The sequence below is a fragment of the Sinorhizobium sp. M4_45 genome, from assembly GCF_002885915.1.
Taxonomy (GTDB): Bacteria; Pseudomonadota; Alphaproteobacteria; order Rhizobiales; family Rhizobiaceae; genus Sinorhizobium; species Sinorhizobium meliloti_A.
In genome coordinates this window covers 79482-92642 of record NZ_NWVE01000004.1, presented here as the reverse complement: position 1 = coordinate 92642, position 13161 = coordinate 79482, and the positions used below count along the sequence as shown (strand labels likewise).

The window sequence follows — 13161 nt, the reverse complement described above, 5'->3', positions numbered from 1 at the left end:
ATACCCGGCGCCGCTTGTTTGATCCCTCCTCCCTTTGCTCGTCACAGGATCCAGCCAGACCAGGTCCTTGGGCTGAAAGAATGCTTCCCGCGCCGCAGACGCGGCGCTGCTCTCGTCCCGGTGACGAGCACAGGGACGAGGGTAGAGAGGATGCGGCCCCTCGGCGGATAGCGCCGCGGCTTTTGCCAAAGTGGTGGTGTTTCAATCCCGCCCCGGAAGGACCCGGTCCGGCGGGCGATGGCCGTCGAAGAAGGTGCGGATGTTGATCACCACCTTCTCGCCCATGTCGATACGGCCTTCCAGCGTCGCCGAGCTCATATGCGGCAGGAGAACGACCTTTCCCTCGCCGGCGAGCTTGATGAGCTTCGGATTGACGGACGGCTCGTTCTCGAACACGTCGAGCCCGGCGCCGGCGATCTTGCCCTCGCGGAGGCTCTTGATCAGCGCCGCCTCGTCGATGATGCCGCCGCGCGCGGTGTTGACGATGTAGCTGTCGGGCCGCATCAGCGCCAGCCGCCGGGCCGAGAGCAGATGATAGGTCGCCGGGGTCGACGGGCAGTTGACGGAGACGATGTCGACGCGGGCGAGCATCTGGTCGAGGCTGTCCCAATAGGTCGCTTCCAGCATCTCCTCGGTTTCCGGTTTGACGCGGTGGCGATTGTGATAGTGGATCGAAAGCCCGAAGGCCTTGGCACGGCGGGCGACGGCGGTGCCGATTCTCCCCATGCCGACAATGCCGATGCGTTTCCCGGCAATGCGCCGCCCCAGCATCCAGGTGGGAGACCAGCCTGCCCACTCCCCCTTGCGGTCGGTCAGCACCTGCGCACCTTCGGCGAGCCGGCGCGGCACCGCGAGGATCAGCGCCATGGTCATGTCGGCCGTGTCCTCCGTCAGGACGTTCGGCGTGTTGGTGACGGTTATGCCCTTGCGCGCGGCCGCATCCACATCGATGTTGTCGACGCCGTTCGAGAAGGCGGCAATGAGCTTCAGCTGCGGCCCGGCCTGCTCGATCAGAGCCGCATCGATCCGGTCCGTCACCGTCGGCACGAGCACGTCGGCCCGTTTGACCGCGGCGACCAGCTCCGGCTGGCTGCGCGGCGTGTCATCGATGTTCAGCTCCGCGTCGAAGAGCTCACGCATCCTGGTTTCGACGACATCCGGCAGTTTGCGGGTGATGTAGACCGTTGGCTTTTTCTTGCTTGTCATTGCTGTGAGCGGCGCCCTCGTTGACGGGTCCTTAACCAAGTCGGGTGATAGTTCTCCCTACAGCCGCAATTTCTACCAGACCCGGTGGGGAACACAATTGAAACTCGCCGCCCCGTGCGGGGATTTGAAAAGTGCGGGAATCTGCGAGCGCCTGGCCGGTCAGCACCGCAAGGGCTTGCGCCAAGCCCTGCTTACCTTCGGAAGATGAGCTTCGTCATGCGTCACTTCATTTCACGAGTTTCCACCCTCACGATGGCAGCCTTGCTCGGAGCGGTCTTGACGGCAGGCACCGCCCAGGCGCAGGCGGCGAAGGGGCCGAGCGGCCTTCCCCTCCCCCGCTTCGTCAGCCTGAAGGCGAAAAGCGTGAACTTGAGAATCGGCCCGAGCGTCGACTATGCCGTGGCGTTCCGCTATCTCAAATCCGGCGTGCCGGTCGAGATCATCCAGGAATATGACAACTGGCGCCGTATCCGCGACGCCGACGGAACCGAGGGCTGGGTCAACCAGGCGCTTCTCTCCGGCGACCGCACGGCGCTGGCCGCCCCGTGGATGCGCAGCAAGGGAGAGGGAGTTTTCGTCAACATGCGGCGCGATCCGCAGAGCACGGCGCCGATCGTCGCGCGCGTCGAACCAGGCGTCATGCTGCACATCGGCGAATGCAACGGCGACTGGTGCCATGCCGACACGCAAGGGGTCGAAGGCTGGATCGCCCAGAGCGAGATCTGGGGCGCCTATCCCGGCGAGGCCTTCAAGTAAGCGGTGCGGGAGGGCGTCAGCTCCCCGGTTTCTGGCGTTCGAGCTTCGAAATGAGATCGGCGACGAGCTCGTCGGGGCTCTTCTTCGCGGTGTCGATGACGAGGGGTCGCGATCCCCAATCTTCGTAAACGCGATCGATAATCTCTTCCCAGCTTGGTTTCGTCAGACCCGGTACGTCGGAAAGCCGGGTTTCCGCGCGCCGGCGATGTTCCGCCTTGTCCGAGCAGACGACCTCCACCTCGACCGCCCGTGCCGCCGATCGGTCTGCCACGGCGAGCCAGGCCTCCCGCGTCACACCCAGGCCATTGACGGAATCCGCGATGACGGTGTGGCCGAGCGTGAGGTTGTCTTCAGCCACCCCGTAGGCCGCTACATATCCTGCGGCCCCGACGTCGGAGCCCGGACCGCCCGAAACCCGGATGCATTGCTCGATCGTATCGACGCGCACATGCACCGCGCGCAATCGCTTCGCCAAAGCGCGAGCAATCGTCGTCTTCCCGGATCCGGGCAAGCCTCCCAAGATGATGAGCATGAACGCGCGCTTTCGATTGGCCGCTCGGACGGGCGCCTCAGACGAGAGCGGCCTGCCGGGCAGCGGTTGCAAGCGAGACCAGCGGCCGCGGGCCGATCTGGCCTATGACGATACCGGCTGCCAGATTGCCGAGCCTGCTGCACTCCTCGAGCGAGCGGCCGCTGGTATAGCCGAAGAGGAAGCCGGCGGCATAGAGATCGCCGGCGCCGGTGGTGTCGACCACCTGCTCCAGAACGCTCGCGCCGACGCGTACGCGCTCAGTGCCGCGCACGACGACGGAGCCTTCCTCGCTCAGCGTGACCGCCGCAAGCTTGCAGTCCTTGGCCAGCAACTCGAGCGCGCGATCGAAGTCCTCGGTCTCGTAAAGCGCGAGCGCCTCCTGCCGGTTGGCGAAGACGATATCGACCGTGCCCGAGCGCATGAGTTCGAGAAACTCGCTGCGGTAGCGATGCACGCAGAAACTGTCGGACAGCGTCATCGCCGTTTCCCGCCCATGAGCGTGGGCGATGCGCGCCGCTTCGCGGATCGCATCCTTGGCACGTGGCGGGTCCCACAGATAGCCTTCGAAATAGGTGACCTTCGACTGGGCGACGACGTCGTCCTCGACGTCCTCCGGGCCGAGCTCGACGCAGGCGCCGAGATAGGTGTTCATCGAGCGCTCGCCGTCCTCGGTCACGAAAATCATCGAGCGGGCCGTCGGGGGATGGCCGTCGAGCGGCTTCGTCTGAAAATGGACGCCCTGTGCGCGGATATCATGGGTGAAGATTTCGCCGAGCTGGTCGTCGGCGACCTTGCCGAAATAGGCGGCGCGGCCGCCGAGGCTCGCGACGCCAGCCGCCGTATTGCCGGCGCTGCCGCCGGAGGCTTCGACCGCCGGTCCCATTCTCGAATAGAGCAGTTCGGCACGATCGGCATTGATGAGGTTCATCGCGCCCTTGATGATGCCGTTTTCTTCGAGAAAGCTGTCATCGCAGCGCGCAATGATATCGACGATCGCGTTGCCGATCGTCAGAACGTCGTATTTTGCCATGAACTCCGTCCGGGTTTCCTTGGTGACCGGTGTTCGTTAATAGCGGTTTTCCGGCCATTTGGAAGACGCAACAGCGTTATGCGCTTCTTCAAATGCGGGAAGGCTCCCGCATGCGGCGGAATTCGGAGATGCCGACGATCACGTCGGCAGCGCCTTTGCGTCATAGGCGGCGGCGAACTCGGCGCTTGGCGGGATCGGTTTAATGATGTCGATCATCACGCCGTTCGGATCGGCCGTGATGAAATGACGCTGGCCGAAGTCTTCGTCGCAGATCGGCTTGAGGATGGGCAGGCCCGCGTCACGCATCGTGGCATAGAGCCGATCGGGATCTTCCACCTCGAAATTCAGGAGCAGGCCCTGCACCGGCGCCCGGTGCCGTTCGGGCACCGTCTCATGACGGTAATCGAGCACCGCGAGCGTCACATGTTCGTTTTCGGTCGACTGGAGGTGCATGTACCAATCGCTCACGAAAAGCGCCTCGAAGCCCAGATGCCTGACGTAGAAATCCGCCGTCTGCCGAACGTCCTGCGTCATGATCACCGGATAATAGCTTGTCGATTTCATCTTTCCCTCCGTTTTCCAATCACATACAATCTGCATGTATCCGTTCAATAACATACAGGCTGAATGTATGCAACAGAAAGAACCAGGACGTTCCAACCGGGAACGCTCCGATGCAACCCGCACGGCGATCCTTGATGCCGCACGGGCGCTCTTCGTCTCCAGAGGCTACGCCGAAACGGCGACGCCGGACATCGTTGCCGCAGCCGGGCTCACGCGCGGCGCGCTCTATCACCACTTCGAGGACAAGAAGGCGCTGTTTCGCGCGATCGTAGAACGGGAAGCACGCGACGTCGCGGCGACGATCGAGCAATTGGCCGGCGCTCCCCTCCCACCCCGCGAGGCACTCCTCGCAGGAGCGGCGGGCTATTTCGACGCCATGGCCGTTCCGGGCAGGGTACGCCTGCTGTTGCTCGACGGGCCGGCCGTGCTGGGCGTCACCGAAATGGCGGCTCTCGACGCCGCCCATGGCGGCAGAACGCTGGAGGAAGGCCTCGCTGCCGCCATGGCTCCGCACCGCCTGGAGGAGAAGACGGTCAAGGCGATGGCATTCCTGTTATCGGCCGCCTTCGACCGCGCTGCGCTCGAGATCGATGCGGGCGCCGCACGGGCCGACTATGCCTACGCCATCGACAGGCTGATCGATCGCCTGATCGCTCAATGAGCGGCGAGCGAGATCGCTTGCGGCGGCAATTCCACCAGCGGGGCCGGGATGTCGCAGGTCTTTTCCGGCGATTTGCAGAGGTCCGCTATCACGCAGCGCTCGCATTCCGGCCGGCGCGCCTTGCAGACATAGCGGCCGTGCAGGATCAGCCAGTGATGGGCGTGGAGCAGATAGTGGTCGGGGATCACCCGCAGGAGGTGGGCCTCCACCTCGTCCGGCGTCTTGCCCGGGGCAAGACGGATACGGTTGGCGATGCGGAAGATATGGGTGTCGACGGCCATCGTCGGCTGACCGAAGGCCATGGAGAGCACGACATTGGCGGTCTTTCGCCCGACGCCGGGCAGCGTCACGAGCTCCTCGCGCGTGCGCGGCACCTCGCCGCCGAAGTCGGTGATGAGCTTCTCGGAGAGAGCGATGACGTTTTTCGCCTTGTTGCGGTAGAGGCCGATCGTCTTGATATGATCGCGAACCCGTTCCTCGCCGAGCGCCAGCATCTTTTCCGGCGTATCGGCGACAGCGAAGAGCTGCCGGGTCGCCTTGTTGACGCCGGCATCCGTCGCCTGCGCCGAGAGAGCGACCGCCACGACGAGCGTGAACGGATTGACGTGCTCGAGCTCGCCCTTCGGTTCCGGACGCTGCACCGAAAATCGGCGGAAGATTTCCTCGACTTCCGCCCTGCGGTAGGCACTGCGCGGCCCCGTGCGGCGCGTTGTCGCTTTCGCCGGCTTCGGCGCTTTCGGTGGCGATTTGAGCTTCACGTTTTTCATGCTGCATCTATAGTCAAGGGTCATGATCAAAGGCAACGCTGCGCCAAACATCGATGACGAGCCGATCTTTGCGGCCGAACTCACCCCCTACCGCTCGCTGGGACATAGGGGCCTCAAGATTTTCCTGATGATCGCCGGCGTCATGAGCCTGATGCACATCGTCGTGTTTCTGGTCATCGGCGCCTGGCCTGTCGTCTTTTTCTTCGGCCTCGATTTCATCCTGCTCTTCGGTGCCTTCTGGCTCAACTACCACACTGCGCGGGCCCGCGAGGAGGTCAGCGTTTCGCGGACCGACGTCTCGGTCAGGAAGTTCGCGCCCTCGGGGAGGATGATCGAGCACCGCTTCAACACCTTCTGGGCGCGCTTCAGCATCAAGCGTCATCAGGAGATCGGCATCGTGTCGATGAAGATCAGTGGCGGCGGCCGGCAGACCGATATCGGCTCCTTCCTCAACCGCGACGACCGCGAAACCTTCGCCGTCGCCTTCGCCCGGGCGCTGGCGACCGCCAGGTCGCGCTGAGCGATCGGCCGACAAGAATCGGGTGGTTATAGCATCGCCTGCATGATTATCTGTGGCACAAGGAGATGATCATGAACGTCGTTACATCCATTCCCACCGACATCACCCCGGAAGGCACCGACTACGACACGGTCAGGCGTGTGATCGCGATGCTGACCGAAGACTATCGCGAGCAGCCCTCGCTCGAGTCGCTCGCCCGGCGCCTCGGCCAGTCGCCGACGCAGCTCCAGAAAGTCTTCACCCGTTGGGCCGGGCTTTCGCCGAAGGCCTTCCTGCAGGCGGTCACCCTCGATCATGCCAAGCGGCTCCTGCGCCAGGAAGACATGCCCTTGCTCGAGACCAGCATCGAGGTCGGTCTGTCAGGTCCGAGCCGGCTGCACGATCTTTTCGTCACCCATGAGGCGATGTCGCCCGGCGAATGGAAGGCGCGCGGCGCCGGCCTCACCATCCGCTACGGCTTTCACCCCTCGCCCTTCGGCACGGCCCTGGTGATGGTGACCGACCGCGGCCTCGCCGGCCTTGCCTTCGCCGATTCGGGCGAGGAGCGCGCGAGCTTCGAAGACATGGCCGCCCGGTGGCCGAACGCCGTCTATGTCGAGGACAGCGCGGCGACGGCGCGCTATGCGGCACGCATTTTCGACCCCGACCGCTGGTGCGCGGAAGAGCCGCTCCGGATTTTCCTGATCGGTTCGGATTTCCAGATCCGCGTATGGCAGACCCTGCTGCAGATTCCGCTCGGCAAGGCCACGACCTATTCCAGGATCGCCGAAAACCTCGGCCAGCCGACGGCCTCGCGTGCAGTCGGCGCCGCGGTCGGGCGCAACCCGATCTCCTTCGTCGTCCCCTGCCACCGTGCGCTCGGCAAGACCGGCGATCTCACCGGCTATCACTGGGGCCTGACGCGCAAGCGCGCGATCCTCGGCTGGGAGGCCGGGAAGGCTTGAAGGAGCATTCCTGGTATGATGGGGTAGGAAACAGGCCCCTCCCAAACCCCAACCCCTTTTGGGGAGGGGTTCGGGAGGGGTTAAAAACCCCTGCCATCAAGCGCCCTCAATGCGCCCCGGACATATCCCCGAGCACTTCCTTCGAAGCGACCGTCGAATCCGCGTTCAGCTTGTAGACCATCGGCACTCCGGTCGCGAGATTGAGCTTGAGGATCTGCTCCTTGGTGAGCTTGTCCAGCACCATGACGAGAGAGCGTAGCGAGTTGCCATGGGCGGCGACGAGCACCTTCTCGCCCGAAAGCACGCGCGGCAGGATGTCGGTCAGGTAATAGGGCCAGACGCGCGCGCCGGTGTCGCGCAGGCTCTCGCCGCCGGGCGGCGGCACGTCGTAGGAGCGGCGCCAGATATGGACCTGTTCTTCGCCCCATTTCGCCCGGGCATCGTCCTTGTTGAGACCGGAGAGGTCGCCGTAGTCGCGCTCGTTCAAGGCTTGGTCACGGACCGTTTCGAGCGACGACTGGCCGACGGCGTCGAGGACGAGCTGGCAGGTACGCTGGGCCCGGATGAGGACGGAGGTGAATGCGATGTCGAACTTGATGCCGTAATCGGCAAGCGCCTTGCCGCCGGCCTTTGCCTCCTCGATGCCGAGCTCGGTGAGGTCGGGATCGCGCCAGCCGGTGAAGAGGTTCTTCAGGTTCCAGTCGCTCTGGCCGTGCCGGACAAGGACGAGAGTGCCGCTCATTTCGATTTCCTCATGGTGAACTATCGGATGTCAGTCGAGCCCGAGAACGTCGAGCATTGAGTAAAGGCCAGGCTTTTGGCTCCGACCCCAAAGGGCGGCAGCGACGGCGCCGCGGGCGAAGATGGAGCGGTCGGTCGCGCTGTGCGAAAGCGTGACAATCTCACCCTCTCCGGCAACCACAACCGAGTGCTCGCCGATGACGGAGCCGCCGCGAAGCGTCGCAAAACCGATTGACCCTTCGGGCCGCGCACCGGTGTGGCCGTCGCGGACCCGCACGGAGTGATCCGCAAGATCGATGCCGCGCCCCTTGGCCGCCGCTTCGCCGAGAAGCAGTGCCGTGCCCGAGGGCGCATCGACCTTGTGCTTGTGGTGCATTTCGAGGATTTCTATGTCCCAACCCCGGGCCGGAAGCGCACGCGCCGCCTTTTCCGTGAGCACGCCGAGGAGGTTGACGCCGAGGCTCATATTGCCCGACTTGACGACGCGGGCATGACGGGCGGCGGCGCGGATCTTCGCCTCGTCATCCGCCGAGCAGCCGGTCGTGCCGATCACGTGGACGATGCGTGCCTGCGCCGCAAGGCCGGCGAATTCCACCGTGGCGGCGGGCGCCGTGAAGTCGAGGACGCCCTCGGCCTCGACAAAGGCTTCGAGCGGCTTGTCGGTAACCGCGACCCCCATCGGACCGACACCGGCAAGCTCGCCGGCATCCCGGCCGATAAAGGGCGATCCGGTCCGCTCGATCGCGGCATGAAGGCGCACCCCGGCCGTCTCGTGAATGATCCGGATCAATGTCTGGCCCATACGGCCGGCCGCGCCGACCACAACGAGCTTCATGTCCGTTTCGTTCATCTGAAATTCCTTGTGCTACAGGATCTGGGCCTCGGCGACCGTATCCGCTCCGCTGCCCTGGAGATTGTGGAGGCGAGCGTAAAGGCCGTCCGGACGCCGCGCAAGCTCCTCATGGGAGCCCTCCTCGACGACCAGACCCTCCTTCATCACGACGATCTTGTCGGCGTTGACGACGGTGGAAAGCCTGTGCGCGATGACGATGACGGTGCGGCCGCTCATCGCCTCTTCGAGTGCCTTCTGGACGGCGGCTTCCGACTCGGTGTCGAGCGCCGATGTCGCCTCGTCCAGAAGCAGGACGGGCGCGTTGCGGACGAGTGCGCGGGCGATCGACAGGCGCTGACGCTGGCCGCCGGAAAGCGTCACGCCATGCTCGCCGACGGGCGTATCGTAACCCTGCGGCTGCGCCAGAATGAAATCATGCGCATAGGCCAGCCGCGCCGCTTCCTCGATCTCGGCATCGGTCGCATCGGGCCGGCCGTAGCGGATGTTGTCGCGGATCGAGCCTTCGAAAAGATAGGGCTGCTGCGAGACATAGGCGAGGCCCGCCCGAAGCGATTGCTTGGTGACGCCGGCGATGTTCTGGCCGTCGATCAGGATCTCGCCGGACATCGGATCGTAGAAGCGCGGGATCAGGCTGATGATGGTCGACTTGCCGGCGCCCGAGGGGCCGACGAGGGCGGTGGTCTTGCCGCCCTCCGCACGGAAGCTGACGCCTTTGAGGATCTCGTCGCCGGTGCCATAGGCGAAGCGCACGTCGCGCAATTCGACGGTCGCCTCGCCGAGCCTCAGCTCGGTGGCGTCCTGACGGTCGCGCTGGTGCGGCACCGTATCGAGAATCTCGTAGATCATGCGGGCATTGACGGCCGCGCGTTCCAGCGAAACCTGCAGGCGCGCGAGACGGCGAGCCGGATCATAGGCCATGAGCAGGGCGGTGACGAAGGCGAAGAACGCTCCGGGCGGCACGTTGTGATAGATCGTGCGGAAGGCCGCATAGGCAAGCACGCTGGAGATCGCCAGTCCCGCGAAGGTCTCGGTCATCGGCGCCGTGCGCTCGCTCAGGCGCGCGATGCGATTTGCCCGGTTCTCGGCACGGTCGATGATCGACTCGACCTTGCGCCGCAATTCGTTCTCCATCGTGAAGGCCTTGACGATGGTGATGCCCTGGATGGTCTCCTGCATGGCGCCGAGAACCCGGCTGTTGACCTCGACGGCTTCGCGCGTCGCCAGGCGCAGGCGTCTGGAAATGTAGCGGAGCCCGAGGAGCAATGGCGGCGCGACGAAGAAGACGATCAGCGACAGGAGCCAGTCCTTGCTGAACATGACCACGACCAGGCCGATCAGCGTCAGGAGGTCGCGGGCGACGGACGTGACCGTCATGTTGAGCACGTCGCGGATGCCGCTGACGTTCTGGCTGACTTTGGCGGCGAGTTGGGCCGAGCGGTGCTCGTGGAAATAGCCGACGCTGAGCGCCATCAGATGCGCATAAAGCCGGCGCTGATAGCGCGCCACGATGTTGTTGCCGATCTTGGAAAGGGCGACCGCCTGCCCGTAGGTCGCAAGCCCCCTCAGGACGAAGGCGGCGAAGATCGCACCGCAGATCAGGAGCACGATGTCGGCGCGCCTGTTGGCGAAAGCCTCGTTGACGACCGCCTCCATGATCCAGGCGGTGAAGCCGGTCGTCGCCGCCACCACGACAAGGCATGCGATTGCGAAAGCATAGCCACGAATGTGGTCGCGGCCGTTCTCGGCGATGACGCGCCTCAGGATTCCCGTGATCGTTTCGGAATCGACTGCGCGCTTGTTTCTATCCTTGGCGTTCAATAAGCCCGTCTTCCCTGAGCCCGCTCGCGTACCGCACCCCGGCATCGCTTTCGGGGGCTCTATAGTGCTTTGCTGCCGTTTTGGCGAGTCTCTGCGCCGGCCGCAGCGTCACCTTCTCCAGCGGCGTCCCTCCATTGCAACACCGAAGTCCCTCGGCGTGCGGGCAAAGGCCGCGAGGCCGGAGAGCGCCGCCATGGGATGAATGACGGCGAAGGTCGGAATCGTCCGCATCAACGCCGAATGCGGCGCCTTGTCCTCGAAGGCGGCGCGAAATTCAGGCTTCGTCAGTGCCGGCAGTATCTTCTGCGAAATGCCGCCGGCAAGGAACACCCCGCCGCGCGCCATGAAGATCAGCGCCATGTCGCCGGCAACGCGCCCGAGATAGGTGGCAAAGAGCGACACGGTTTCGACCGCCGCCGCATGGGCGCCGGACAGGGCGCTCGTCGTCACTGCCGCCTGATCCGCGAGAACCGCTTCCTCGCCATTGGCCGCGCAGACCGCGCGATAGAGATTCATGATGCCGCGGCCGCACAGGATCTGCTCGCCGGCCATACGTCCCTCGATCGGTTCGAGGAAGGGCCAGATCCGGAAGTCGCGCTCCGTTCGGGGGCCAATATCGACATGACCGCCCTCGCCGGGCACGGGTATCCAGGTGTGCTGCGCATAGACCAGTCCAGCGACGCCCAGACCGGTTCCCGGGCCGAGCACGACGCGCGAATGGAAGGGCCGGACGGTGCCGCCGCCAATCTGAACGACATCCTGATCCGCCGGCGCGGCAATGGCGAGCGCCTGGGCCTCGAAGTCGTTGATGACCAGCACGTCCTCCAGCCCGAGGCTGGCCAGCATGTCCTTCGGGCGAATCACCCAGCCGGCATTCGTCAGCGGTATCTCGTCGCCCTTGATCGGCCCGGCTACGGCGAGGATCGCCGAGCGCGGCTGGACGGAGGTCTTGTCGAGGATGCTTTTCTGCATCGCCTCCTCGATCGTGGCGAAATCGCCCGTTCTGATCGGGGCAAGCTGCTTCGGTTCGCCGTAGGCGTCGATGAGCAATGCGAACCGGGCATTGGTGCCGCCGATGTCGCCGATCAGGATCGGGAAGGGAAAGCTGTGTTCACTCGCATTGGCCATGGCAGAGGTCCGTCCTGATCGCGGCGTGAATGTCGGGGTTTATGTATCAGTTGCGCCTGAAGTCGATCAACTGCTCGGCAGTCGCGCGGTTGAGCGCCATAGGGATGTCATAGACGATCGCGAGCCGCATCAGTGCCTTGACGTCGACGTCGTGCGGCATGGCCGTCAACGGATCGACGAAGAAGATCAGGCAGTCCACGTCTCCCGTGGCGATCAGCGCGCCGATCTGCTGGTCGCCGCCGAGGGGGCCGCTCTTCAGCCGGACGATGTCGAGCGCCGGACACACGTCGAGGACACGTCCGCCGGTCGTCCCCGTGGCGACGATCTTCCACTTGGAGAGGACCGCCTCGTTCGCCTTGGCAAAAGACGCGAGGTCATCCTTCTTCTGATCATGGGCGATCAGGGCGAGACATTTCCGATCTGCCATGCGAGAGCCCCCCGGCAAGGTTCATGGCGCACAGATGCAGCAGGCGCACTCATGCGAACCGATTTAAATCGATTGAACGCCTATACATGAGCATCGGCAAATTGCAATGGCGCTACTGCAGGCCCGGCCGGGGCAGGGGTACGGGAATGTTCGCGGGCAGCCCTTCGCCTGCCGCGCTGATTACGGCCTCTATGCTGGTCGCGGCAGCCGGAGTGGCGGCAGGAGCGCGATAGGCGGTGCCGTAGGTCGCCTCCTGTTCGGAAGCGGGTGCCGGACCGTTCAGCACGACGGCGCAGGCCTTCGGCAGATCGGCAAGAGTCGCGAATTTCGGCTTCTGCGGCTTCGCGGTGGGCTTTTGGGTCGGCTTTGCCCAGGGCTCGTCCGTGAACCACCAGGCGAGCGACTTGTCGCAGCCGTCACCCGCCGGAACCACGGCCTGGTCCTTGCAGCCCTTGGAGCCTTCAGGGCATTTGATCCGGATGTGGAAATGATAGTCGTGGCCGTAGATCGGCCGGACCTTGCCGAGCGCCGAGCGGTCGCCCTTCCAGGTTTCACATAGCTTTTTCTTGATGGCCGGGTTGACGAAGACCCGCTCGACCTGCGGATAGCTCGCCGCCATCATGATCAGCCGGGCGTGAGAGGGTGTCCAGATGGAGGGATCGACCGTCAGAAACTTGCTCTTGTCGAGCATGGACGTCGCGGAAATCGTCTCGCGCTCCTGGTAGCTCAGCGTCCGCTGCGGCATCGGTGTCAGCCAGATATCCGCATCCAGCCCGATCTGATGCGAAGCGTGACCCGAAAGCATCGGCCCGCCGCGCGGCTGCGAGATATCGCCGAGCAGAAGGCCGGGCCAGCCGATCTTCTCGACGGCATCGTGGGAGAAGCGCTCGATCAGAGCGATCATCGCGGGATGCCCCCAGCGGCGGTTTCGCGACAGGCGCATCGCCTGCCAAGTCGGGCCGTCGGTGGGGATGGCGACCCCGCCGGCAAGGCACCCCTTGGAGTAGAAGCCGAACGAAGCCGGCGCCGCCTGCATCGGCAGGTCCTTGGCGCCGAAGAGTTCCTTGGCCGGGGGAGCGTCGTTTGCAGCCGCCTCGGCGGAGACGAGGCTCACCCCCATGATCAGAGCCAGGACGGTCGAACCGCAGCGCCGAAGCGCAGCCCGCGCATCAAATCTCATTCCATTCCCCATGATCTTGCGTGCCGCATGTTTT

15 protein-coding genes are annotated in these 13161 nt (G+C 64.6%); 4 read left to right on the top strand and 11 right to left on the bottom strand.

Annotation, left to right across the window (positions count from 1 at the left end; translation table 11 throughout):
• Positions 1–201: 201 nt before the first annotated feature.
• Positions 202–1206, bottom strand: a complete 1005-nt coding sequence (locus CN933_RS13420) for a 2-hydroxyacid dehydrogenase (protein ID WP_003531928.1) — start codon at positions 1204–1206, stop codon at positions 202–204.
• A 252-nt stretch (positions 1207–1458) separates the two neighbouring features.
• Here CN933_RS13420 and CN933_RS13415 point away from each other — a divergent pair, with 252 nt between their 5' ends.
• A complete protein-coding gene (locus tag CN933_RS13415) occupies positions 1459–1962 on the top strand; it encodes an SH3 domain-containing protein (protein WP_050563083.1) in 504 nt (167 codons plus the stop codon).
• A gap of 16 nt (positions 1963–1978) precedes the next feature.
• Here CN933_RS13415 and CN933_RS13410 read toward each other — a convergent pair whose 3' ends face one another.
• The 3 genes from CN933_RS13410 to CN933_RS13400 all read right to left on the bottom strand — a co-directional run bounded on the left by CN933_RS13410 (position 1979) and on the right by CN933_RS13400 (position 4088).
• Positions 1979–2494, bottom strand: coding sequence for a P-loop nucleotide/nucleoside kinase family protein (locus CN933_RS13410; protein WP_164866770.1), 516 nt, complete (start codon positions 2492–2494; stop codon positions 1979–1981).
• 37 nt (positions 2495–2531) lie between these two features.
• The gene (locus tag CN933_RS13405) at positions 2532–3524 is read right to left on the bottom strand and encodes an adenosine kinase (protein ID WP_018093800.1); all 993 of its coding nucleotides are present in this window, start codon (positions 3522–3524) and stop codon (positions 2532–2534) included.
• Between the two features lie 138 nt (positions 3525–3662).
• Positions 3663–4088 (bottom strand): VOC family protein, encoded by a 426-nt coding sequence (locus CN933_RS13400; RefSeq protein WP_018093799.1) that lies wholly within the window; start codon positions 4086–4088, stop codon positions 3663–3665.
• A 67-nt stretch (positions 4089–4155) separates the two neighbouring features.
• Here CN933_RS13400 and CN933_RS13395 point away from each other — a divergent pair, with 67 nt between their 5' ends.
• Positions 4156–4749 (top strand): TetR family transcriptional regulator, encoded by a 594-nt coding sequence (locus CN933_RS13395; RefSeq protein WP_102761772.1) that lies wholly within the window; start codon positions 4156–4158, stop codon positions 4747–4749.
• On the opposite strand, the gene nth is transcribed toward CN933_RS13395, so the two are convergent.
• Positions 4743–5516, bottom strand: a complete 774-nt coding sequence (gene nth / locus CN933_RS13390; protein WP_018093797.1) for an endonuclease III — start codon at positions 5514–5516, stop codon at positions 4743–4745. The genes CN933_RS13395 and nth overlap by 7 nt on opposite strands.
• Before the next feature lie 22 nt (positions 5517–5538).
• Here nth and CN933_RS13385 point away from each other — a divergent pair, with 22 nt between their 5' ends.
• Positions 5539–6036: a DUF2244 domain-containing protein gene (locus tag CN933_RS13385; protein WP_018093796.1), complete on the top strand. Its 498-nt coding sequence runs from the start codon at positions 5539–5541 to the stop codon at positions 6034–6036.
• A gap of 71 nt (positions 6037–6107) precedes the next feature.
• The gene (locus tag CN933_RS13380) at positions 6108–6980 is read left to right on the top strand and encodes a methylated-DNA--[protein]-cysteine S-methyltransferase (RefSeq protein ID WP_018093795.1); all 873 of its coding nucleotides are present in this window, start codon (positions 6108–6110) and stop codon (positions 6978–6980) included.
• 106 nt (positions 6981–7086) lie between these two features.
• Here CN933_RS13380 and CN933_RS13375 read toward each other — a convergent pair whose 3' ends face one another.
• From CN933_RS13375 to mepA, 6 genes are all read right to left on the bottom strand, one after another.
• Positions 7087–7722 carry a 2,3-bisphosphoglycerate-dependent phosphoglycerate mutase gene (locus CN933_RS13375; RefSeq protein ID WP_018093794.1) on the bottom strand — a complete coding sequence of 212 codons (636 nt, stop codon included), beginning with the start codon at positions 7720–7722 and terminating at the stop codon, positions 7087–7089.
• A 30-nt stretch (positions 7723–7752) separates the two neighbouring features.
• Positions 7753–8571 (bottom strand): 4-hydroxy-tetrahydrodipicolinate reductase, encoded by an 819-nt coding sequence (gene dapB, locus CN933_RS13370; RefSeq protein WP_018093793.1) that lies wholly within the window; start codon positions 8569–8571, stop codon positions 7753–7755.
• 15 nt (positions 8572–8586) lie between these two features.
• Complete coding sequence (locus tag CN933_RS13365) at positions 8587–10392, bottom strand: ABC transporter ATP-binding protein (protein ID WP_018093792.1); 1806 nt, start codon at positions 10390–10392, stop codon at positions 8587–8589.
• 108 nt (positions 10393–10500) lie between these two features.
• The gene (locus CN933_RS13360; RefSeq protein ID WP_102761771.1) at positions 10501–11520 is read right to left on the bottom strand and encodes a glucokinase; all 1020 of its coding nucleotides are present in this window, start codon (positions 11518–11520) and stop codon (positions 10501–10503) included.
• A 46-nt stretch (positions 11521–11566) separates the two neighbouring features.
• The gene (locus CN933_RS13355) at positions 11567–11947 is read right to left on the bottom strand and encodes a methylglyoxal synthase (RefSeq protein WP_018093790.1); all 381 of its coding nucleotides are present in this window, start codon (positions 11945–11947) and stop codon (positions 11567–11569) included.
• Between the two features lie 112 nt (positions 11948–12059).
• Positions 12060–13127 (bottom strand): penicillin-insensitive murein endopeptidase, encoded by a 1068-nt coding sequence (gene mepA, locus CN933_RS13350; protein WP_018093789.1) that lies wholly within the window; start codon positions 13125–13127, stop codon positions 12060–12062.
• Between the last annotated feature and the right edge of the window lie 34 nt (positions 13128–13161).